The sequence below is a fragment of the Kibdelosporangium aridum genome (assembly GCF_900176515.1).
GTDB lineage: Bacteria > Actinomycetota > Actinomycetes > Mycobacteriales > Pseudonocardiaceae > Kibdelosporangium > Kibdelosporangium aridum.
The window spans coordinates 1,550,479-1,570,999 of record NZ_FWXV01000001.1 but is presented as its reverse complement, the minus strand read 5'-3'; the positions used below and the strand labels follow the sequence as shown (position 1 = coordinate 1,570,999).

Here is a 20,521-nt window from a genome sequence, read left to right as displayed (position 1 = left end):
CCGCCTGCTTGACGCGGTGCAGGCGTACCCGCTCACAGCGAGGACAAACCCCTCGCGCATACCTCGCTGACCGGGGCCTCAGCGGCCGGAGATGGCACAACCTCGTCGGAGGCGCCCAGCACTGGGCGTGAAATGGGTAGACTACTCAGAGTGCGCACTGGGGATGTGGTTGACGGGCGGTACCAGCTCGAAGACGCCCGTGGCTCGGGGTCCGGGGGCGTGGTGTGGACCGCGTTCGACCGGAAGCTGAAACGGCTCGTCGCGCTCAAGCGGCCGCACGCCATCGCCAGCCAGGGCGACCGGCTGCGATTCCGGCGGGAAGCCGAGACGGCCGCGCAGGTGCACCACCCCAACGCGATCTCGATCTTCGACACCGTCGACGGCGACGAGTGCTGGCTCGTCATGGAGTACTCGCCGGCGCAGAGCCTGGACAAGGTGCTGGCGGCCGGTGGCCCGATGGCACCGGAACGGGTCGCGCGGATCGGTATGCAGGTCGCGGCCGCGTTGACCGCCGTGCACGCCCGAGGCATCGTGCACCGGGACGTCAAGCCGGGCAACATCCTCGTCGACGATGATGATTTCGCCAAGCTGACCGACTTCGGCATCTCCATCTGGCGTGCGGTGACGCAGACCGACATCGGGACGATCAGCGGCACCCCTGCCTATGCCGCGCCCGAAGTGGCCGAGGGGCGACCGGCGAGCGAGGCGTCCGACGTGTTCTCGCTCGGTGCCACGCTTTTCGCCGCTGTCGAGGGCAGTCCGCCCTTTGGCACCGGCGAGCCCGACGAGGTGCTGGAACGCGTGCGCCGGGGCGACATCCTCCCGGTGACCAAGGCAGGTCCGCTCGCGCCGCTGTTGTCGGAGATGCTCGCGCCACGTCCAGGACAGCGACCGACAGCCGATGAAGTGCGACTGCGGCTCAAGGAACTCGTCGGCGACTGGGAAGCGCCACTGCCCGCGGTCCATGCCGTCCCGGCCCGCACGCCGTTCTGGCGCCGTCCGCTCTACCTGGCCGCCGCGGCGACGGTGCTGGTCGGCGCCGCGGCCGTCTTCGCGCTGGTGGATTCGCAGCCCGAGCCGAACCGGGTCGCCGCGTCCAACCCCAGCCTCATCGGCGACGAACGAACGGCCAATCCCTGCGCGCTGTTGGACCGGAAGGAATTGGCCCAGTTCGGCCCTGCGGAGCTGCACACCGCGTACGGCAACTTCAACCGCTGTGACGTCCTTGTCAACGTCGGTGGCCGCGAAACCGTTGACGTCGAGGTACAACTGGTCACCCGCAAGTCGCATCCCGTGCGGGGCGAACCTTTCGAGATCGTCGAAGTACCTTCCGACAGCAGCGAATGCGACCGCACGATACCGGTGGACGACAAGTACAGCGTCCGGGTGACCGCGAAGGTCCCGGATCCCCCGACCAACCTGTGCGCCATCGCCGACGTCGCAGCGAAAACCGCGGAGAGCACCCTGCGCCAAGGCCCGCTCCCCCGGCGCGCCACGCCGTTCCCGGCCGAGTCGCTGGCCAATGTGGACGCTTGTCAGCTGCTGGACGACGCCGCGCTGGCCACGTTGCCAGGTATGGACCGCAGTTCCGCGGTGCCGGGGTTCGGCAGCTGGGCCTGCAAGTGGTACAGCCTGGTCAGCCGCACAGAGGTCAGCCTGCGCTACGACCAGCACGCCGCGCAGGAACCGATCAACGGCGAGCCGGCCCGCCTCGGCGACCACGACGCCTTCGTCAAGCTGGACACCGACTCCAGCACCAGCTGCACCATCAGCGTGCCGCACCAACCAGCGAACCGGCCCCAGCGGACCACGGTCGACGTGTTGGTCCTGACCGTGAAAGGCCCGCAAGCCGGCGCGGAGTACTGCGCCAGCGCCAAGACACTCACAACGTCGGCAGCCAGCAAACTGCCGCGCTGACCCGTCCTTGTCCTCAGTAGACGGCGTCAGGGCGTTGCTTCGTGGCCACGCAGGCCCGCTGAGCGGCGTCTGCGCTTGAGGTCTGCTTCGTGCACGTGCCGCTGTCCCCTCGTCAACTGACGCCCTTGGCGCTCAAAGTCGCGGAACGGCTCGTAGTAGGTCTCCTCGTAGTCCTCGATGACCTGAAAGGTCCACCGGCCAGGCAACACGTTGCGGCCAAGCAATTGCTGCGACAGTTGGTCGGCCAATGCCCGGTGACCCGCGTCCTCGAGCAACTCGATCGCCCGTTCCAGCTGGAAATCGGCGGAGCCGGTCAGTTGGTGGAACGCATAGAGGTGGCCTCTGGCGACCTCCACTGTCTCCAGCGCTTCCGTCAACGCACCGACCGCGCGCACAGTGCGATCGTCCAGCATCTCGCGCCATGCGCCGCCGTCAAGCCGTGGGTCCGATGTGTCGCTCATGACCGCGTGTACCCAAAAGCCGCCCATCACTACACTGCCGCGGATCACCTAGTTCTCGTCCGCCCACCGCATCACCATGACGCGCAACCAGGCGCTCAACGCCATGCAGGCGCCGCCGATCATGAGAATGGCCTCGGCGAGCAACACCCCGAGCAATACCGTGCACAGGCCCGCGATCGCTGTCACAGCAAAGACTTGATAGCGGCGGGTGTGCCGCGGTGCCTGCGCCGGATCGCCGCACAGCATCGCCGCGAACTCAGGGTCCTTCTCCGCGACGAACTGTTCGATCTCGCGCAACACTTGACGCTCATGCCTCGACAACATGGCGGCTCCGAACCGTCGGCGGGCGCCCGGTGTGCAGGCCCCACGCACATCATCGTCCTCGGCCGCCGCGAAGGAAATAGGTCCGTCGCAGTGAAGTCGAGCACGGCTCTGTCACGTCAAGGCGTTCACCACATAGGCGGCTGCCTCGGCAATGACGGCCTCGTCGTACTTAGCGTCCGCCGCGGACTTGCTCGACATGATCGCGATGACCAACGGCGGAGCGTCCGGAGGCCACACGACGCCGATGTCGTTGAGCGTGCCGTAGTCCCCGGTGCCGGTCTTGTCCGCCACGCGCCATCCCTGCGGCACACCGGCTCTCATCCGCTTGGCTCCGGTGACGCTGCGCTCAAGCAGGTCGCGGAGGAAGTCGCGTTTGTCGGCGGCCAGGGCGTCCCCGAGCACGATCCGCTGGTAATCCGTGCCGATCGCACGGGGTGTGGTCGTGTCGCGCGGGTCACCGGGCTTCGCCTCTGTGATGGTCGGTTCGATCCGGTCCATCCGCGTGACATCGTCGCCAAGACCACGCAGGTAAGCCGTCAGCTGAGCCGGGCCGCCGATGTCGCGAAGCAACAGGTTGCCCGCTGTGCCGTCGCTGAAGCGGACCGCGGCATCGCACAGATCGCGGATCTTCATTCCGGTGGCCACGTTTCGCTTGGTGATGGCCGAACTCTTCATCAGGTCGGCTTCGGTGTACGTGAGGACAGTGTCCAAGTGCGCCATGGGATTGCGGTGCAGGACGGCCGCCGCGGCGAGGCCTTTGAACGTCGAGCAGAACGCGAACCGCTCGTCCGACCGGTGGACGATGGTCGCTCCGGAGCCGGTCGCGATGGCGTAGACGCCCAGGCGCGCGTCGAACCTCCGCTCAAGGTCGAACAACTGGTCGTGTCGCTCAAGCGAAGGGGAAGGCGAAGTCGGTGGTGGTGGCGGACCTGGGGCGGCGGGCGGCGTGGTGGAGCACCCGGCCAGCGGCAGCAGCGCGAAGGCCTTGAGCAGGCTGCGGCGAGTGGTCATCGTCCCTCCCTTGATCGACTACGAACGGGACGACCCTGGCAGAGGGCGTCGGATGCCGTCCAAGACAGAACTCGCCGGATCGATGCCGATCTGGCATATAGGGTGATCACGTGGACCTCATCGCGGCCTGCAAGGCTTTCGTCGCCGTGAGCGGGCACGGCAGCTTCACGGTCGGCGCGGCGGCGGTGCGCATCCCGCAATCCGTAGCGAGCAGACGAATCGCGGCTCTTGAGGAGCACTTCGGGGCCCGGCTGCTCACCCGGTCCTCGCGAAACGTCACGTTGACCCCGTTCGGCCGGGAGATGCTGCCGTCGGCCCGGCGGCTGATCGAGCTGGCCGAGGCGATGGAACACGACGCCGAGCAGGCACGGCTGCGGCCGTTCCGGCTGGCCGTGCCGGAAATCTGCGGCACCCGCCCGCTGGCCCGGCTGGTCGCCGAGGCCTTGGCCCACGACCTGAACCTCGACCCGCGCCCGGCCGGGCCGGACCGGCGCGCCGAACTGGCCCGCACGCTGGAAGTACGCGCGGCTATCGTCGCCGTTCCGCCCGACGACAGCCCGTGGCGGGTTCCGTTGGACCTCGCCAGCCAGGCCGATCCCGGGGCCGTGCAGTCGATCTACGTCGAAACGCTGCGCGCGGGCCGTGCCGAGCGGGACGCCCGCCGGCGCCGAGTGCTGATCCAGGCCGAGGACGACGTCCCGCACGTGCGGGACCGGATCCGGCGGCTCGGGCACTCCGTGGGACTGCAGCCCGCCCAAGTCGTCGTGACGAGTTCGCTGGTCGCGGCCACGGCAGAGGTACTGGCCTCGTCCGACCTGCTGCTCAGCTCGCGCAGCCAGGCCGACGAGCTAGGTCTGCACTGGCGACCAATCGGCGAATTGGACGTGGCACGTGGTTACGACGTCACGGCTCGATCGCGGGACGACCGCAGGCGCGTCCGGTCGCTGCCGCCCGCACTCATCGGGCGTTGCCTGGGTGTGGAGCAGTGATGGGGACGACCAAGGTGCTGCGCGACGCCCGGCAGGCCCTCGACGACGCAGGCCTGCGTGGCTCGTTCCTCGTCCGCGACCTCGACACGGGCGACGAACTGGGCATCGACGACGACGCCGAGTACCCGGTCGCGTCACTGGTGAAGGTGCCACTCGCGGTCGCGACGCTGGAACGCGTCGCGCGCGGCGAACTCGACCCGGCGACTCCGATACCCGTACCACCTGGTCGCAGCACCATTCCCGGCCCGATCGGCCTGAGCAAGTTCCGCCATCCCGCCGTGATCGCGCTGGAGGACCTGCTCTACCTGAGCACATCGATGAGCGACAGTGTCGCGGCCGACACCCTGTTCGCACTCACGCCGCCCGCTACGGTCACTGCGGAGTTGCGACGCCTCGGCCACGACGGCATCGCCGTCCGGCACCTTATGGCGGACCTGGTCGATACACCGGCTGAACGGTTCCCCGCGCCGAGGCCCACCTCGCTCACTCCCTGGCTATCAATGCCGGGACGGCAGGCCACGGACACCCCGTGCCGCAACTCGACATCAGCCGCGCGAACGCTGGATCCGCCCGCGCGTTCACCGACCTGCTGCAGGGCTTGTGGCGGCCGACGAGCATCCAGCCGACGGTCGCCGCCCAAGTACGCGAGCTGATGGGCGACAACGTCGTACGGCACCGGCTTGCGCCGGACTTCATGTCCGACTCGTCGCGGTGGTCGTCCAAGACCGGCACGCTGCTGAACCTGCGACACGAGGTGGGCGTGGTGGAGCACGACGACGGGCAGACGTTCGCCGTCGCCGCACTCACCGAGTCCCGCGTGCCCGCCGCCGTGCAGCCCGGCGCCGAGGCACTGATGGCGCAAGTCGCCCGTCAGCTGCGGGACGCGCTGCGAATGTGGTGATCAGCCGTTGACGAAGGTGCGGCTGGTGGCGTCGTAACGGTCACCGGCGATCCGTTCGGGCGAGGCAACGACCTCGATAGCCGTGATGTCCTCTGTAGACAGTTCAACGGCGAGCGCGCCGAGGTTCTCCTCGAGGTACTTCTGCCGCCGAGTAGCCGGGATCGGTACCACGTTGTGCCCGGAGCCGTAGAAGTCGGCAGTGTCCAAAAAGGTCACCTCGAGGTCGGGCGCGCGCTGCAGCGTCGCGATCGACTGCGTGTCATCCGTGGCGCCGTAACCGTGGCTCATAAATGGCCGCTGCGGGAGCGACCATTCGATCGTCACACGATCGGCCGGTGCCCGTGAGGTAAAAACCAGGTATACGAAAGGTCATGCCGAGGATTTTCAGAGGCGCGTGCGCGCTGGCCGCGACTGCCGTCATCACGCTGACCACGTTCGCCGCTCCCGCACAGGCAGCGGAGCCGACCGCGCCGAAGGAGTTCGTCGCGCTTTCCGACGTCGCGCCGACGATCATCCAGGAAATGCGCTACCGAGGACGGCACAACTTCGTGGGCACCCGGATCGACGGGTACGTCCAGCCTATGTGCATCCTCACCCGCCCCGCGGCCGAGGCACTGCGTACGGCACAGCGACGGCTGCTGCGCAGCGGCTACACATTGAAGGTGTACGACTGCTACCGGCCGCAACGCGCCGTCGACCACTTCGTACGGTGGGCCAAGGATCTCGCCGACGAGAAGATGAAGGCGGAGTTCTACCCCAATGTGCCGAAGGACCGCCTGTTCGCTGACGGCTACATCGCCGAGAAGTCCGGCCACAGCCGTGGGAGCACTGTGGATCTGACAATCGTCAAGCTGCCCGCGCGTCCACAACGGCCGTACGTCCCGGGTGAGCCACTCGTTGCCTGCTTCGCGCCGAACCGCTTCCCGGACAACACCGTCGACATGGGCACCGGCTACGACTGCTTCGACACCCTTTCGCACACGGACAATCCGCTGATCACGGGCAAAGCGCGGGAGAACCGGCAATTGCTCAAGAACACGCTCGCCGCGGTGGGTTTCCGCAACCTCCCCGAGGAATGGTGGCACTACACGCTGAACGGCGAGCCCTTCCCGAGCACGTTCTTCGACTTCCCCGTGAGCCGTCGAGCCCTGTCGGGTTGCTGAGCGCCAAGACCGGCTCAAGCTTGACAGTGGATCACCCGTACGATCGGGCGCCGTGACAGCCGTCGTGACCAGGCCCGGCCGTGAGGTGGGCGAACGAGCAGAGGCCGCCACGTCCCCCGGGGTCGACCGCGAAACCGGCCTGCTCGGGCGGCCGATGCCGGTCGACCGGTTGCGCAGCTGGGTCGTCACCATCGTGCTCACGGTCATCGGCGGTGTCGTCCGGCTGCAGAACCTGGGCTTCCCCACTCACAACGGCACACCGGTCTTCGACGAGAAGTACTACGCCGCGCAGGCGTGGCAGATGCTGCGCAACGGCTGGTACGAGGACAACCCGGGTTACGAGTACACAGTCCACCCGCCGCTGGGCAAGCAGCTGATCGCGATCGGCGAGTGGATCTTCGGCTACAACGGCTGGGGCTGGCGCTTCGCCTCGGCCGTCCTGGGCACGCTGATGATCCTGATGATCATCCGGATCGCCCGTCGGCTGACGCGGTCCACTCTGCTCGGCGCGGTCGCGGGAATTCTGCTGATCTCCGAGGGCGTGCTGCATCTGATGAGCCGTACGGCGATGCTGGACATCTTCATCGCCTTCTTCGTGCTGGCCGCGTTCGGCTTCCTCCTGATGGACCGTGACCAAATGCGGGGTCGCCTGGCCGTGGCGGTGCGCGAGGGCTGGGTGAACGACTCGGACTACGGGCCGCGCCTGGGGTTCCGCTGGTACCGCCTGCTGTGCGGGGTGTCGCTCGGGCTGGCGTGCGCGTCGAAATGGGCCGGTTTGTACTGGATGGCCGCCTTCGGCGTGATGATGATCATCTGGGACGCGACCGCCCGCCGCGCCGCCGGGGTGAAGCACCCATGGGTGGGCACGCTCCGGCGCGACCTGCTGCCCGGCCTGTGGGCGTTGCTGGTCGTACCGGTCCTGGTGTACCTGGCCAGCTGGTGGGCCTGGTTCGCCAGCGAGACCGGCGTGGACCGGCACCTGATGGGCACGGCCCTGCACTCACTGTGGACCTACTCGGGCAACGTCCTGAACTTCCACGAAGAGCTCGTCACCAAACCGGGCCAGCAGCACCCGTGGGAGTCCAAACCGTGGACCTGGCCCATGGGCCTGCGCCCGATGCTCTACTACGTGGACAACACGACCACCGCCTGTGGTGAGTCGTCCTGCGTGAGCGCGACGATGCTGATCGGTACGCCGGCGATGTGGTGGCTGGCGCTGCCGATGCTGGCGTGGGGCCTGTGGCGGATTGTCGGCCGCCTGGACTGGCGCTACGCGGCCGTGATCGTGGCCTACCTGGCCGGTCTGCTGCCGTGGTTCTTGAACCTCGACCGGCAGATGTACTTCTTCTACATGACGCCGGTGTCGGCGTTCCTGGTCCTCGGCCTGGTGCTGGCGCTCGGCCAAATCCTCGGCAAAGCCCGGGCCGGCCTGGAAAGACGCGGCACAGGCCTGCTGCTCGTCTCGTTGTACGTGGGGCTGGTGGTCGCCAACTTCGTATGGCTGTGGCCGATCCTGAACGGCGACTCGATCACCAACGCCCGCTGGCAAGCAGAGCTGTGGTTGCCTTCCTGGCGGCAGTAGCGACTCCACCGATCGGTTGATTGCGGCTACCGGCTGGCTGGGCCGAGGTCCGGTCGGCTGGTGAATGGTGGCGCCGGGCCGGTGCCGGAAGAGTCTCTGGCATGTCACCAGTGATCGAGGTACGCAACCTCCACAAGCGATACGGCGAGAATGTCGCCGTCGACGACGTGTCGCTGACCGTGCGGGAAGGCGAGATCCTCGGGATCCTCGGCCCGAACGGCGCGGGCAAGACCACAACGGTCGAGTCGATCGCCGGGCTGCGCAGCCCTGACCGTGGCGAGATCAGCGTGCTCGGGTTCGACCCGTTGCGGGATCGCCAAGAGGTGACCCGCCGGGTTGGGATCCAGCTGCAAGACGGCCAGCTTCCCGCCCGGCTGGAGGTCGCCGAGGCTCTGCGGCTCTACAGCGCCTTCTACCCGCACCCGGCGGATTGGCGTGGCCTGATGGACAGCCTCGGGCTGACCAAGAAGGCGAAAACCAAGTACGGCAAGCTCTCCGGCGGCCAGAAACAGCGCCTGTCGATCGCGCTGGCCCTGATCGGCAACCCCCGGATCGCCATCCTTGACGAGCTGACCACCGGTCTGGACCCGCAAGCCCGCCGGGACACCTGGGCGTTGATCGAGGGTGTGCGCGCGAGAGGCGTCACGATCGTCCTGGTCACCCATTTCATGGAAGAAGCCGAGCGGCTGTGCGACCGGATCGCGTTGATCGACTCCGGCCGAGTGGTCACTGTGGACACTCCGGCCGGGTTGACCGAGCAGGCCAAGATCGAGCAGCGGATCCAGTTCCGGCCGTCGCGCCCGATCGATGACGTGGTGCTGACCAGCCTTCCCGAGGTGTCCAGCGTGACCCGGCGGGGTGACTTGGTGATCGTCAACGGCGACACCAACGTGCTCAACGCGGTCACCGCGCTGCTGGCACGCAACCAGATCGTGGCCGAACGCCTGCGCGTCGAGCAGGCCAGCCTTGAAGACGCCTACGTCCAGCTGACCGGCAACCGCCCCGACTAATCCAGGAGTCCCCGTGAACGCCACCAACGCGACCTGGAGCCTGATCAAGGTCGAGACCAAGTTGAGCCTGCGCGACAAGACCGGCCCCTTATGGGGCGTCGGCTTCCCCCTGATCGTGCTGATCATCCTGGGCAGCGTGCCCGTGTTGAACGAACCCCATGACGTCTACGGCGGCCGGACCGCCTTGGACCTGTACGTCCCAGTCTTCGCCCTGTTCAACCTCGCCATTCTCGCGCTGTCGGCGATGCCGACCATGCTTGCTGCCTACCGCGAGAACGGTGTGCTGCGGCGGATGCAGACCACCCCCATCAGCCCGGCACGCGTGCTTGGCGCACAAGTCGCCGCCAACTCCGCCACCGCGATCGTCGCGGTGGTGCTGTTCCTGGCAGTGGCGAATATCGCGTTCGGCGTCCGGCTGCCGGAGAACGTGGCCGGTTTTGTCGTGGGCTGGCTGCTCGCGGGTGCGGCGTTGATCTCGATCGGGATGCTCATCACCGCGTTGGCTCCCGGACGTGGTGTGGCGACGGCGATCGGCACGGTGTTGTTCTTCCCGATGATGTTCTTCGCCGGCCTCTGGATCCCGCTGCCGCAAATGCCTCCACTACTGCAGGACATCAGCGCGTACACACCGCTCGGCGCAGGCGCCACGGCCATGCAAGCCGCGTCCGGGGGCGACTTCCCAGACCTGCAACCGCTGCTTGTGCTTACCGGCTACACCGTCGTGTGCGCTGCTGCGGCCATCCGCTGGTTCCGTTGGCAATAGACTGCGGTGGACAGGGAGGGACCTTTGACCAGGGAGCCGGCGCTTGAACGGCCACCGCACTTGTTGGTGACCGTCGTCCCGTATTCGCTTTTGGCGTTCCTCACCGTCTTCACGGTGATCGCCGAGGAGCCGTCAGCCGGTTACTCCCTGCTCGTCGACCTTGCACTGTGCGGGCTGACCGCGGCGTGGATGTACTTCATGTTCACCCGGCGCCCCGACTGGTGGGACCGGCCGGTGATCATGGCCGTGTTCTTCGCCGGGCTCGTGGTGCTGACCGCGGTCCTGGTGGTGCGCCACCCCGCGTTCGGGTTCTTCACCCCGGCCCCGTACATCTACGCTTTCGCCATCCTGCCCTGGCCATGGCGGCTGCTGGCGGTGTCCGTCGTGGCGGTCGTGGCCGGGACCGCCCAAGCGTCCAGTGTGGACACGTCCACCACCTTCGGCGTGACGGTCCACGTGATCATCATCGTCGTCAACATCATCATCATGACCGGCATGGCCTGGTTGCTCCGGCTCGACGAGCAGGAGAAACACCAACTCGCCACGACGCTCGCCGAACTGGGCCGCACGAACAAGCTGTTGGAGACCACGCTCGCCGAGAACGCGGGACTGCACACCCAGCTGCTCGCCCAGGCCAGAGAAGCGGGAGTCCTCGACGAACGCCAGCGGATGGCCCGCGAAATCCACGACACACTGGCACAGGGACTCACCGGGATCATCACGCAACTGCAAGCCGCCGAACAGATCCACGAAGTCCCCGAGCCGTGGCACAAACCCTTCGAGGCCGTGAAGAAACTCGCCAAGGAAAGCCTCGTCGAGGCCCGGCGGTCGGTCGACGCACTGCGGCCCGCACCACTCGAAACCGGACGCCTGAGTGACGCCTTGGCCAATGTCACAGGCCAATGGTCGAAGTTGCACGGACCTGCCGTGCGATTCACGACAACCGGCACAGTACGGCCGACAGCACCGGAAGCGGAGTTCGTGCTGTTGCGCACAGCGCAGGAAGCGTTGGCGAACGTGGCAAAGCACGCGCACGCGACCAGAGTCGGTGTGACACTGTCCTATTTGGAGGAAGAAGTGGCGCTGGACGTCCGGGACGACGGCGACGGCTTCGATCCGTCCGGAAGCGACGCGCAGCCGACCGGCAGCTTCGGCCTGGCCATCATGCGCCAACGGGTGGAAAACCTGTCCGGGACACTGCAGATCGAGTCCGAACCCGGCTTCGGGACCGGGATATCCGCGCGCATCCCCACCCCGCCGACTGGAGCGACGAATGACTGACCGTCCTGTCCGGCTGCTGATCGCCGATGATCACCCTGTCGTGCGGGACGGGCTGAGCAGCATGTTCGCCTCCGCACCCGGATTCGAGGTGCTCGGCGAAGCCTCGGACGGGGCGGAAGCGGTGCGGCTGGCCGCGGAACTCCAGCCCGACGTGATCCTGATGGATCTGCGCATGCCCGGCATGGACGGACTGACGGCGATCACCGAACTCGCCCGGCAAGGCAGCACCGCCCGCGTGCTCGTGCTGACCACCTACGACACCGACAGCCACGTGCTACCGGCGATCGAAGCCGGCGCCACCGGCTACCTGCTCAAGGATTCGCCGCGGGAAGACCTGCTGCGCGGCGCCCGAGCCGCAGCCAGAGGCGAAACTGTCCTGTCCCCGTCGGTGGCAGCCTGGCTGATGAACCGCGTGCGGACACCGGCGCCGCAACTGCTCAGCCAACGGGAGCTGGAAGTCCTCACCCTCGTCGCAGCCGGGAACACCAACCGCGAGGCAGCGGCCCAGCTGTTCATCACCGAGGCCACCGTCAAAAGCCACCTGCTCAACATCTACGCCAAACTCGGCGTCAGCGATCGAGCCGCTGCCGTCGCCGAGGCGTACAACCAACGCCTGCTCACTCCCCCACCCGCATGACTACTCGGCAAGAGCGGCCCACCCAGCGAAACCGGTGGGCCGCACACCTTTCAGATCACCTTGGACTGTGGGCGCACACGTTCGAACCTGAGTGCGTGCAGCCGGCCGGGGATGTCGTCGACCATGTAGATCTCGCCCCTGCTGTCAACGCCGAACGCGGTGACATCGGTGGGGAATGTCCCGATCGTGGCGCTCGTGTGGGTTCCGTCGGGATTCGCCCGCACTGCGAACGCGGTGCCCGAGCAGTAGTCAGTGCCGACGTAGGTGCCGCCTGCGAGGTTGGCGAAGCGGCTGCCGCGGTACACATGACCGCCGATGACCGCGCAGCCTTCGATGCCGGACTGGTAGTGGAAGACCGGCGCGGTGTACTTCGCGGCCGCGTCGCACCGGGTCTGGTCGAACACGATCGGACCCTCCATACAGGACCAGCCGAAGTTCGCTCCGCCTTGCCTGGCACCGATGTGGTTGACCTCTTCGAACCGGCCCTGGCCGACATCGCCGACCCACAGTGAACCGTCGGCCCGGTCGAACGAGAACCGCCATGGGTTACGCAGTCCCCACGCCCAGATCTCCGCTCGCGCCCCGGCGACGCCGACGAACGGGTTGTCCCTCGGTACGCAGTACGCGAGCGGACCGCACGCCCGGCTCACGTCGAGCCGGAGAATCTTGCCCAGCAACGTGTTCCGGTTCTGCCCAGTCCCCAACGGGTCTCCGCCACCGCCGCCGTCACCGATACCGAAGTAAAGGAAGCCGTCCGAACCGAACGACAAGTGGCCGCCGTTGTGGTTGCCGAACTCGGCATGTTCCTGTGCCAGCAGCACCTCTTCCTTGCCGGTCGAAAGCCGGAACCGGGACAGGGTCACCGCTTCGTCCGAGGTCCGCGTGTAGGCCACGTAGATCGCGTTGCTGCGCGCGAAATCGGCCGGGATCGCGAGGCCTAGCAGGCCACGCTCGTTCTCCGTTTCGCTGACCCGGTCCTGGATGTCCAGTACCGGTTTCGCGGCGAGACCGGTCCGCGGATCGAAGGCTCGGATCGTGCCGCGCTTCTCGGTGATCAGCAGTCTGCCGTCCGGAAGTCCGGCGATGGCGGTCGGCCGGTCAAGCCCGGAGGCCACCTCGACGTTGCGGACCCGCAACTGCGAGAGCGGCGGCACGTGAACCGCGTTCACGGCAGGCACCACCGGCCAGAACGTCCCGATCGCGACAGCGGAAAGGACACAAGACAATGCGCGCCGCAGGGTAGGTCGCGACATGTCAGCTCCAATCATCGTTGAATGGTCTGGTCCAATTCAACCAGCAGCGTAGTGCGAAGCGGTACTCAGCGACAGCACAAGCTGGATCGGACCTCGGGTGACCACCCAACAGCGAGCCGATCGTTCTCAACGACAATCACCTGCGACCAGCGTCGACAGCACGCGACAGCTCGTCACACGCCGCCCACGAGAGTGCACAGCTCGTCGGTCACGTCGTCGAGCGAACCGGCACCGTCGACGACCAAGTCGGGGTGCTCCGGCGGCTCGTACGCCTGGCCCATGCCGGTCATGTTCGGCAGTGTGCCCGCCTTTGCCTTGGCGTACAGGCCTTTCGGGTCCCGGCTGGCGCACACGTCGGCGGGCGTGTTCACCCAGACCTCCGCGAAATCCCCCGGCTGGAACAGACCCTTGGCCACTGCCCGGTCGGTCCGGAACGGCGAGACCAGTGCGACGATCACGATCAGCCCGGCGTCCAGCAGGATGCGGCTCACCTCGGCGACCCGGCGCACGTTCTCCGCACGAGCCTCGGGGGTGAATCCGAGGTCCTTGTTCAGTCCACTTCGGACGTTGTCGCCGTCGAGAACGTAGGTGTGCAGGCCCATCGCGTGCAGTTTTCGTTCCAGCGCGTCGGCGATCGTCGACTTGCCCGCGCCCGGCAGGCCGGTCAGCCACAGCACCTTGGCTCGCTGCCCTTTCAGCTGTTGCCTGGTCTCGCGGTCGACGGTGTAGGCGTGCGGAACGATGTTGCGCCCCCGCCGCAGCGCGTACCGGACCATGCCTGCCGCCACGGTTTCCTTGGTGACCCGGTCGACGAGCAGGAAGCTGCCTGTGTCCCGGCACGCCTGATAGCTGTCCAGGCAGATCGGGGTGTCGGTGGTCAGCTCGACCGTGCCGATGTCGTTGAGGCCCAGGGTCCGTGCGGCGAGTTGCTTGCCAGATAATACTTCCAGCCGCCCGCGCACGCTCGTGACCACGGCGGGCACGGTCCGAGACCCGGCCAGCAGCAGGTAGGAGCGACCGTGTCGCAGTGGCTCCTCGGCGGTCCAGACCAGCGTGGCGGAGCACGCCGTCGCCGGGGCGAGTCCGTTGCCGAGGGTCTCCGGCGTCGTCAGCAGGTCCCCGCGCCGGACGTCCACGTCGTGGCTCAGCGTCAACGTCACCGGCGTGCCAGGGTCGGCCCGGTCGAGCTCAACGCCGCCTGGGCCGAGCACCCGGTCGATCTTCGACGTCACGCTGCTGCCGGCGACCGCGACGGCATCACCCGGCCGCACGGAACTGCCGACGACCGTGCCCGCGAAGCCACGGAAGTCATCCGCGCGGATCACGTACTGGACGGGCAACCGGTAGTCCTCTGCACGGTCGAGTTCGCCGGTCGGCTGCCAGTTCGCCAGCGCGTCGAGCAGCGTCGGCCCGTCGTACCAAGGCAGATTCGGCGACGGCTCGACGACGTTGTCCCCGCTCAGCGCACTGGCCGGTATCACGCTGGCCGCCACGTCGAGACCGCTCGCTGCCTCCTGCACCTCGTTCGCGAGCTTGTCGAACACCGCACGGTCGTAGCCCACGCCATCAAGCTTGTTGACCACCGCGATGACGGCCCGCACACCCATCAGTGCGCAGATCGCCAGGTGCCGATGGGTCTGCTCACGGACGCCCTTCGTGGCGTCGATGAGCAGCACGGCGAGGTCCGCGGTGGACGCCGCCACCGCCATGTTGCGGGTGTACTGCTCATGTCCCGGCGCGTCGGCGATGATCACCCGGCGCCCGGACGGCAGGTCAAGGAAGCGGTAGGCGACATCGATGGTGATGCCTTGCTCATGCTCCGCCTCCAGTCCGTCGGTCAGCAGCGAGTAGTCCACCTCTCCGGCCGGAATCGTGGAGCCGCCGCGCCTTGTCCGCGTCGCGTAGTCGAGTTCGTCGTCCGTGGCGCCGCCAGTCTTGGCGAGCAGCCGACCGATCAAAGTGGACTTGCCGTCGTCCACCGAGCCACACGCGATCACCCGAAGCACCGAAACCATCAGAAGTACCCCTCCGACTTCTTGCTCTCCATGGACGTGCCGCCCTCACCGTCGATGAGCCGGCCGGCGCGTTCGGACCTGCGGTCGAGCCGCATCTCGTCGATCACCTCGTCGACGTTGCGGGCCTGCGACTCCACACCGGCGGTCAGCGGGTAGCAGCCGAGCGTGCGGAACCGCACCTGACGCAACTGTGGCTGCTCGCCGGGCTTGAGCGGATACCGCTCGTCGTCTACCATGATCAACGAGCCGCTCCGCTCGACGACCGGGCGCGGTGCGGCGAAGTACAGCGGCACCACGGGAATGTCCTCCCGCTTGATGTAGCGCCAGACGTCCAGCTCGGTCCAGTTGGACAGCGGGAACACCCGCATCGTCTGGCCTTCGGACAGCTCGGTGTTCGCCGACCACCAGAACTCCGGACGCTGCGAGCGCGGCTCCCAGCGATGGCCGGGTTCCCGCAGCGAGAAGATTCGTTCCTTTGCCCGCGACCGCTCTTCGTCGCGTCGGGCACCGCCGATCGCCGCGTCGAACCCGCTCTCGTCGAGCGCCCTGCGCAGTGTCACGGTCTTCTTGATCCGCGTGTACTCGTGCGTGCCGTGTGTGAACGGCGTCGCCGGGTCCGGATTGGTGTGCACCCGCAGGTCCAGCCCCAGCCGCTTGGCCGTGTCATCGCGGAACGCGATCATCTCGCGAAATTTCCAGCCGGTGTCGACGTGCAGAACAGGAAACGGCATCCGGCCGGGCGCGAACGCCTTGATCGCCAGATGCAGCAGTACCGAGGAGTCCTTGCCGATCGAATACAGCATCACCGGACGGCGGAACGCCCCGGCGACCTCCCTCAGTACGTGGATCGCCTCAGCCTCGAGCGCATCGAGGACGCCTTCGTCGGCCGCGTGTCGGCCCTTCGTCGCTAACCCAGATATCCCCATATCAGGATAGTAACCCATAAAGTGCATGTTTACGGTTACTCAGAATGGGGTACGCCGACTGCGAAGCGGGTCATTACTTGCCAGACGACAGGGACGGTGCAGCGATGAGCAAAACAAAGCCCGGCTCGCTGACAGTCAAGGAACTGTCCACAAAGAACTGGGGCGACTTCGAGGCGGTCATGGGAAAGAACGGAGGTGCCAGTGGGTGCTGGTGCATGCACTGGCGGCTCTCCATAGGGGAATTCATGGAACAAAAGGGCGACGGCAACAAGAAGGCGATGAAACGTCTCGCCCAACGCAAACAGCCGCCCGGCGTCATCATCTACGAGGACGACGCCCCGGTCGCGTGGTGCTCGCTTGGGCCACGCGCCGAGTTCCCGAGGCTGCAGCGCTCACCGATCCTCAAGAACATCGATGACGAGCCGGTCTGCGCGATCGCGTGCATCTACGTCGAGAAAAAGCACCGCGGTTCCGGAATGCAGTCGGCCATTATCGATGCCGTCTGCGACTACGCGGCCTCTGCGGGCTATACGACCGCCGAGGGCTATCCGGTCGAACCTGCCGAAGGCAAACGCGCCGGCGCGGACAGCGCGATGACCGGCATGGCCAGCGCCTTCGTCAAAGCCGGCTTCGACGAGATCGCCCGCCCCCGTAAAGACCGACCCGTCATGCGGCGGAAACTCAAATAACGCGAGAAGCGCTTGGTCACCCCGCGGCGCGCTCCACCTGACGGTGGCGGCGCGCCTTCTCGCGGTTGCCGCACGTGCTCATGCTGCACCAGCGGCGACGTCCGCCCCGCGAGGAATCCTGGAACAACCAACCGCACCTGCCGCACGCCCTGACCCGCTCGGCCGGAAGAGCGAACACCGCGTGAACCGCCAGCAATGCCAAGAACGCCGGGATCACGCCGGGTGCGGTCCAGTCCGCGGTGACGCGGTCGAGGGTGGCGTCGATCTGCTGGACGTGCCCCGCACGCACGCCCGCCCCGGCCCGCTCCAGAAGCGCACCGAAGGACTCGGCTGGTACGGCCTCACCATGAGCGACCGCGTTGAAGACGGCCCACACATGTTCGCGCACAGCCTGAACGTCCGCCACGAGACCACTCGCCGCCGCCTCCGGCAACGACGGCACCTCATCCATAAGGCCTGCGGATACGCACCAGGTCAAGACGTCCGAGGGGGATTTGATCAACTCGCCGTCCTCGGCCGGGTTTATCCGGTCGAAGACGGTGTTGGTGAGGTCCAAGACCGGGTGGCCGCCGATGAAGTGGCCTTCCTGCCACGGCGACCGGGCCTCGGACGTAGTTAACGTAACCATTGAAACAATGATATACGGTTTCACGGCCGGAGCCAACAAGTGGCTCCGGCCGTGGTGTACCCGCTCTGCGACTACTTGATCTGTCCCTCGAACCGCTTGCGGAAGAGGGCAGTCGTGATGACTGCGACGACCGCGAACACGACCGTGCACCACAGCGCCCAGCGCCAGCCCTCGACGATGGCCGCTGGGTCCTGAACGCCGCCCGAGGCCGCGGTGAAGTAGGCCGCGACCGACGTCACGACACCCACACCCACGGCCAGCCCGAGCTGCTGCGAGGCGTTGATCAAGGCACCGGCCGTGGCACGCCGGTTCTCGTCAACGCCGTTCGTGCCCGCGATGCTCGTCGTGATCAGCGCCAGGATGTGGCCGAACGCGTTGATGGACGTACCGATCAGCACGAAGACGACGCCGTAGCTCGCCGGCAGGCCGACCATGACCAGAAGACCGACCGTCTCGATGACGATTCCGGCGAGGAGAACACGGTAGAGGCCGAAGCGCTCGATCAGCCTGTCCGCATAGATTCCGGTGACGATCGCGATCGCGCCGGACACGGCGAACGTCAAGCCGGTCACCAGCGCGCTCATCCCGAGATGCGCCTGCAGATAGAGGGTGAGGATGAACAACATCCCACCGTAGGAGCAAATCAGCAGGACGGTGACCAGGTTGGCCGGACCGATGGCGGCTGTGCGGAAGATCGAGATGGGCACAAGGGCGTTGTCCTTGCGGCGCTCCACCCAGACGAAAAGAGCGATGGCCGGTATCGCGATCACGACGGAGACAACGATCGGAATCGACAGCCAGCCGTACGCCTCCCCTTCGGTCAGGGCGAACACGAGGGCGACCATGCCGGCGGTCGCCAAAACCACGCCCGTGAGATCGAGATCGCGAGACGCCCGCGTATCCCGGCTCTCATCGAGGAACTTGTGCGCCAGCAGACAGGCGACGATGACAACTGGAACGTTGAGCAGGAAGACCGACCGCCAACCCACGAACTCGGTCAGCACACCACCGACGACCATGCCGGCGACGAACCCAGCCGACAGCGCTGAACCGTAGATGCCTAGCGCACGGTCACGTTGCGGTCCTTCCGGGATCGTCGCCTGGAGAAGCCCAAGGCCTGCCGGGGCGATGAACGCCGCGGCAACACCCTGCAAGGCACGGCCGGTGATGAGCACCTCCGGCGACCAGGCGATACCCGCGAGCAGCGAAGCGAGGAGGAAGCCGGCGAGACTCCAGATGAACACCCGCTTGCGCCCGTACAGATCGGCCACCCGTCCACCGAGCAGGAGGAAGCCGCAGAGAGCGAGTGGATACGCCGAAAGAACCCATGCGACTGCGGAGCCGAGTTCCATTCCGTCACGAATGCTCGGAGCCGCGACGTTGATGATCGAATAATCGAGAGCGAGCAGGAACTGGGTACCGCAGATGATGGCGAGCTGCCAGAACTGCCGGGGCTGGAATGTGCTCTCCCGCTCAGCCGCGTGCGGCGACGCTTTCGTCATGCCACGTTCCTTTCGCTCCTGTCGAGGATCGGTACGGAGATTTCAGGCAGATGACGAGGCAGGTTCTCCGGTAATTGGCCGCTCTCAAGCAGGTCGAGGCGGTCCCGGGACGCCTTGCACCCGGGTCGGCAAGTAACCGCTGAACAAATGCGTTTGGGTTACCCATACGTTCAGACCGCCAATCGCAGCCGGTGACCTGCTTGGGCGAGTCAGGCGAATCAGCTGAGCAGGACCGGCAACACGGTGTGCCCGTTGGACAGGAACGTGGGCGTCATTTTGAGCTCGGTCGCCGGGATCGCCAGCCGAAGGTTCGGGAACCGGTCGAACAACGCGGGCAACGCGATCTCCGCCTCCAACCGGGCCAGCGGCGCCCCGATGCAGTAATGGGCACCGTTCCCGAACGCCAGGTGCTGCTTGGACTCCCGCCCGATGTCGAACTCGTCCGCGCTGTCGCCGTAAACCTCCCGATCCCGGCCGGAGGCGCTGTACGCCGCCAGGATCGGCTCGCCCTGCCGGATCGTCACCCCGTCCACGTCGATGTCCTCGACCGCGTACCGCAACGGCAGGTACGGCACCGGTGCCTGCCACCGCAACGTCTCCTCGGTGACATCACTCCACGACCGTTCCCCCGACCGCACCTGCTCAAGCTGTTCCGGATGCGTGAGCATTGCCGCGATCGCGTGATCGAGCAGGTTCACCGTCGTCTCCTGCCCCGCGGACAGCATTCCGATCAGCGTGTCGATCAGCTCGGTCTCGTTCATCGCTCCCGGCTGGTCCTTCATCGCCTGGATCAGCGCACTGGTCAGGTCATCCCCCGGCGACTCCCGCTTCAACTTCACCAGGTTTCTGAACCACTCATGACTCGCGACGGTGTTCGCTTCCCTTGCCTCGGCGGTGATGGTGCTGTCGAACAGCGCGTCCACCTTCGAGCGCAGCTCTCCGCGCTGCTCCTCGGGCACTCCGAACAGGTGACAGATCACCTGGATCGGCACGGGAAACGCGTACCTTTCCCGTAGGTCCACCGACTCCCCCGCAGGCGTCTGCGCGATGTCGTCCAGCAACCGTCCCGTGATCGCCTCCACCACCGGCCGTAGTGCGGCCGTGCGCCGCGCGGTGAATGCCGACGCCAGCAACGACCTCAACCGTTTGTGGTCATCCCCATGGGCGGTGGACATGTTGCGTTCCGACACCCAGTTGCTCAACGACCAATCGTGTGTCACTTCCCCGGACTTCCAAGCGCCCCAATGCTTGTACGCGTCCTTCGACACTCGCGGGTCCGCCAGCACCCGCCGCAAGGTCTCATGCCGGCTCACTGCCCACGCGCGCACTCCCCCTGGCAACTCCACCGGTACGGCCGGCCCTCGCCGCCGCAGTTCCGCCCCTTCCCCGTCGATGTCCGTACCTTCGACATCCAGCCGGACAACCTCTGACATCTCCTCACCCCTTCATCCATTCGCCGCACTGGGCGT

The 20,521-nt window shown here is 66.8% G+C and carries 21 protein-coding genes; 11 read left to right on the top strand and 10 right to left on the bottom strand.

From position 1 onward, the window contains the following. Positions 1-150: 150 nt before the first annotated feature. Positions 151-1,917: a serine/threonine-protein kinase gene (locus tag B9C43_RS06565; protein WP_143446157.1), complete on the top strand. Its 1,767-nt coding sequence runs from the start codon at positions 151-153 to the stop codon at positions 1,915-1,917. A 26-nt stretch (positions 1,918-1,943) separates the two neighbouring features. Here the strand turns inward: B9C43_RS06565 and B9C43_RS06560 are convergent, their stop codons facing one another. From B9C43_RS06560 to bla, 3 genes are all read right to left on the bottom strand, one after another. Next, a complete protein-coding gene (locus B9C43_RS06560) occupies positions 1,944-2,378 on the bottom strand; it encodes a hypothetical protein (RefSeq protein WP_380140588.1) in 435 nt (144 codons plus the stop codon). A 48-nt stretch (positions 2,379-2,426) separates the two neighbouring features. Continuing rightward, on the bottom strand, positions 2,427-2,702 hold the full coding sequence (locus tag B9C43_RS06555; protein WP_143446156.1) for a DUF3040 domain-containing protein: 276 nt from the start codon (positions 2,700-2,702) through the stop codon (positions 2,427-2,429). 111 nt (positions 2,703-2,813) lie between these two features. Continuing rightward, complete coding sequence (gene bla / locus B9C43_RS06550) at positions 2,814-3,713, bottom strand: class A beta-lactamase (RefSeq protein ID WP_084425083.1); 900 nt, start codon at positions 3,711-3,713, stop codon at positions 2,814-2,816. A 110-nt stretch (positions 3,714-3,823) separates the two neighbouring features. Here bla and B9C43_RS06545 point away from each other — a divergent pair, with 110 nt between their 5' ends. The 3 genes from B9C43_RS06545 to B9C43_RS58375 are packed head-to-tail and all read left to right on the top strand — an operon-like array spanning position 3,824 to position 5,603. Then, the gene (locus B9C43_RS06545; RefSeq protein WP_084425082.1) at positions 3,824-4,702 is read left to right on the top strand and encodes a LysR family transcriptional regulator; all 879 of its coding nucleotides are present in this window, start codon (positions 3,824-3,826) and stop codon (positions 4,700-4,702) included. After that, positions 4,702-5,355, top strand: coding sequence for a serine hydrolase (locus B9C43_RS06540; RefSeq protein ID WP_235038456.1), 654 nt, complete (start codon positions 4,702-4,704; stop codon positions 5,353-5,355). The genes B9C43_RS06545 and B9C43_RS06540 overlap by 1 nt, the downstream gene beginning before the upstream one ends. Beyond that, on the top strand, positions 5,301-5,603 hold the full coding sequence (locus B9C43_RS58375; protein WP_327221801.1) for a serine hydrolase: 303 nt from the start codon (positions 5,301-5,303) through the stop codon (positions 5,601-5,603). The genes B9C43_RS06540 and B9C43_RS58375 overlap by 55 nt, the downstream gene beginning before the upstream one ends. Here B9C43_RS58375 and B9C43_RS57455 read toward each other — a convergent pair whose 3' ends face one another. Further along, positions 5,604-5,891 (bottom strand): hypothetical protein, encoded by a 288-nt coding sequence (locus B9C43_RS57455; RefSeq protein WP_200825437.1) that lies wholly within the window; start codon positions 5,889-5,891, stop codon positions 5,604-5,606. It abuts the gene before it with no gap. Positions 5,892-5,974: 83 nt separating this feature from the next. Between B9C43_RS57455 and B9C43_RS06530 the strand changes: the two genes are divergently transcribed. The 6 genes from B9C43_RS06530 to B9C43_RS06505 all read left to right on the top strand — a co-directional run bounded on the left by B9C43_RS06530 (position 5,975) and on the right by B9C43_RS06505 (position 12,039). Then, on the top strand, positions 5,975-6,766 hold the full coding sequence (locus B9C43_RS06530; protein ID WP_084425081.1) for a M15 family metallopeptidase: 792 nt from the start codon (positions 5,975-5,977) through the stop codon (positions 6,764-6,766). 52 nt (positions 6,767-6,818) lie between these two features. After that, complete coding sequence (locus B9C43_RS06525) at positions 6,819-8,348, top strand: dolichyl-phosphate-mannose--protein mannosyltransferase (RefSeq protein WP_084425080.1); 1,530 nt, start codon at positions 6,819-6,821, stop codon at positions 8,346-8,348. Between the two features lie 101 nt (positions 8,349-8,449). After that, the gene (locus B9C43_RS06520; protein ID WP_084425079.1) at positions 8,450-9,358 is read left to right on the top strand and encodes an ABC transporter ATP-binding protein; all 909 of its coding nucleotides are present in this window, start codon (positions 8,450-8,452) and stop codon (positions 9,356-9,358) included. 13 nt (positions 9,359-9,371) lie between these two features. Beyond that, entirely contained in the window at positions 9,372-10,121 is a 750-nt protein-coding gene (locus tag B9C43_RS06515; RefSeq protein WP_084425078.1) for an ABC transporter permease, read from the top strand. A gap of 24 nt (positions 10,122-10,145) precedes the next feature. Next, positions 10,146-11,402 carry a sensor histidine kinase gene (locus B9C43_RS06510; protein ID WP_084425077.1) on the top strand — a complete coding sequence of 419 codons (1,257 nt, stop codon included), beginning with the start codon at positions 10,146-10,148 and terminating at the stop codon, positions 11,400-11,402. After that, entirely contained in the window at positions 11,395-12,039 is a 645-nt protein-coding gene (locus B9C43_RS06505) for a response regulator (protein WP_084425076.1), read from the top strand. The genes B9C43_RS06510 and B9C43_RS06505 overlap by 8 nt, the downstream gene beginning before the upstream one ends. Positions 12,040-12,089: 50 nt before the next feature. Here the strand turns inward: B9C43_RS06505 and B9C43_RS06500 are convergent, their stop codons facing one another. From B9C43_RS06500 to cysD, 3 genes are all read right to left on the bottom strand, one after another. Then, positions 12,090-13,292: a PQQ-dependent sugar dehydrogenase gene (locus B9C43_RS06500; RefSeq protein WP_084425075.1), complete on the bottom strand. Its 1,203-nt coding sequence runs from the start codon at positions 13,290-13,292 to the stop codon at positions 12,090-12,092. Positions 13,293-13,465: 173 nt separating this feature from the next. Beyond that, on the bottom strand, positions 13,466-15,307 hold the full coding sequence (gene cysC, locus B9C43_RS06495) for an adenylyl-sulfate kinase (RefSeq protein ID WP_084425074.1): 1,842 nt from the start codon (positions 15,305-15,307) through the stop codon (positions 13,466-13,468). Next, positions 15,307-16,233 (bottom strand): sulfate adenylyltransferase subunit CysD, encoded by a 927-nt coding sequence (gene cysD / locus B9C43_RS06490; RefSeq protein ID WP_084425073.1) that lies wholly within the window; start codon positions 16,231-16,233, stop codon positions 15,307-15,309. Before cysD ends, cysC begins: the two co-directional genes overlap by 1 nt. 104 nt (positions 16,234-16,337) lie before the next feature. Here cysD and B9C43_RS06485 point away from each other — a divergent pair, with 104 nt between their 5' ends. Beyond that, complete coding sequence (locus B9C43_RS06485) at positions 16,338-16,922, top strand: GNAT family N-acetyltransferase (protein WP_051896710.1); 585 nt, start codon at positions 16,338-16,340, stop codon at positions 16,920-16,922. A gap of 16 nt (positions 16,923-16,938) precedes the next feature. On the opposite strand, the gene B9C43_RS06480 is transcribed toward B9C43_RS06485, so the two are convergent. The 3 genes from B9C43_RS06480 to B9C43_RS06470 form a co-directional block, all read right to left on the bottom strand. Further along, entirely contained in the window at positions 16,939-17,550 is a 612-nt protein-coding gene (locus tag B9C43_RS06480) for a CGNR zinc finger domain-containing protein (protein ID WP_084425071.1), read from the bottom strand. A gap of 71 nt (positions 17,551-17,621) precedes the next feature. After that, positions 17,622-19,052: an MFS transporter gene (locus tag B9C43_RS06475; RefSeq protein ID WP_084425070.1), complete on the bottom strand. Its 1,431-nt coding sequence runs from the start codon at positions 19,050-19,052 to the stop codon at positions 17,622-17,624. Positions 19,053-19,270: 218 nt separating this feature from the next. Further along, entirely contained in the window at positions 19,271-20,485 is a 1,215-nt protein-coding gene (locus B9C43_RS06470; protein ID WP_033388208.1) for a cytochrome P450 family protein, read from the bottom strand. Between the last annotated feature and the right edge of the window lie 36 nt (positions 20,486-20,521).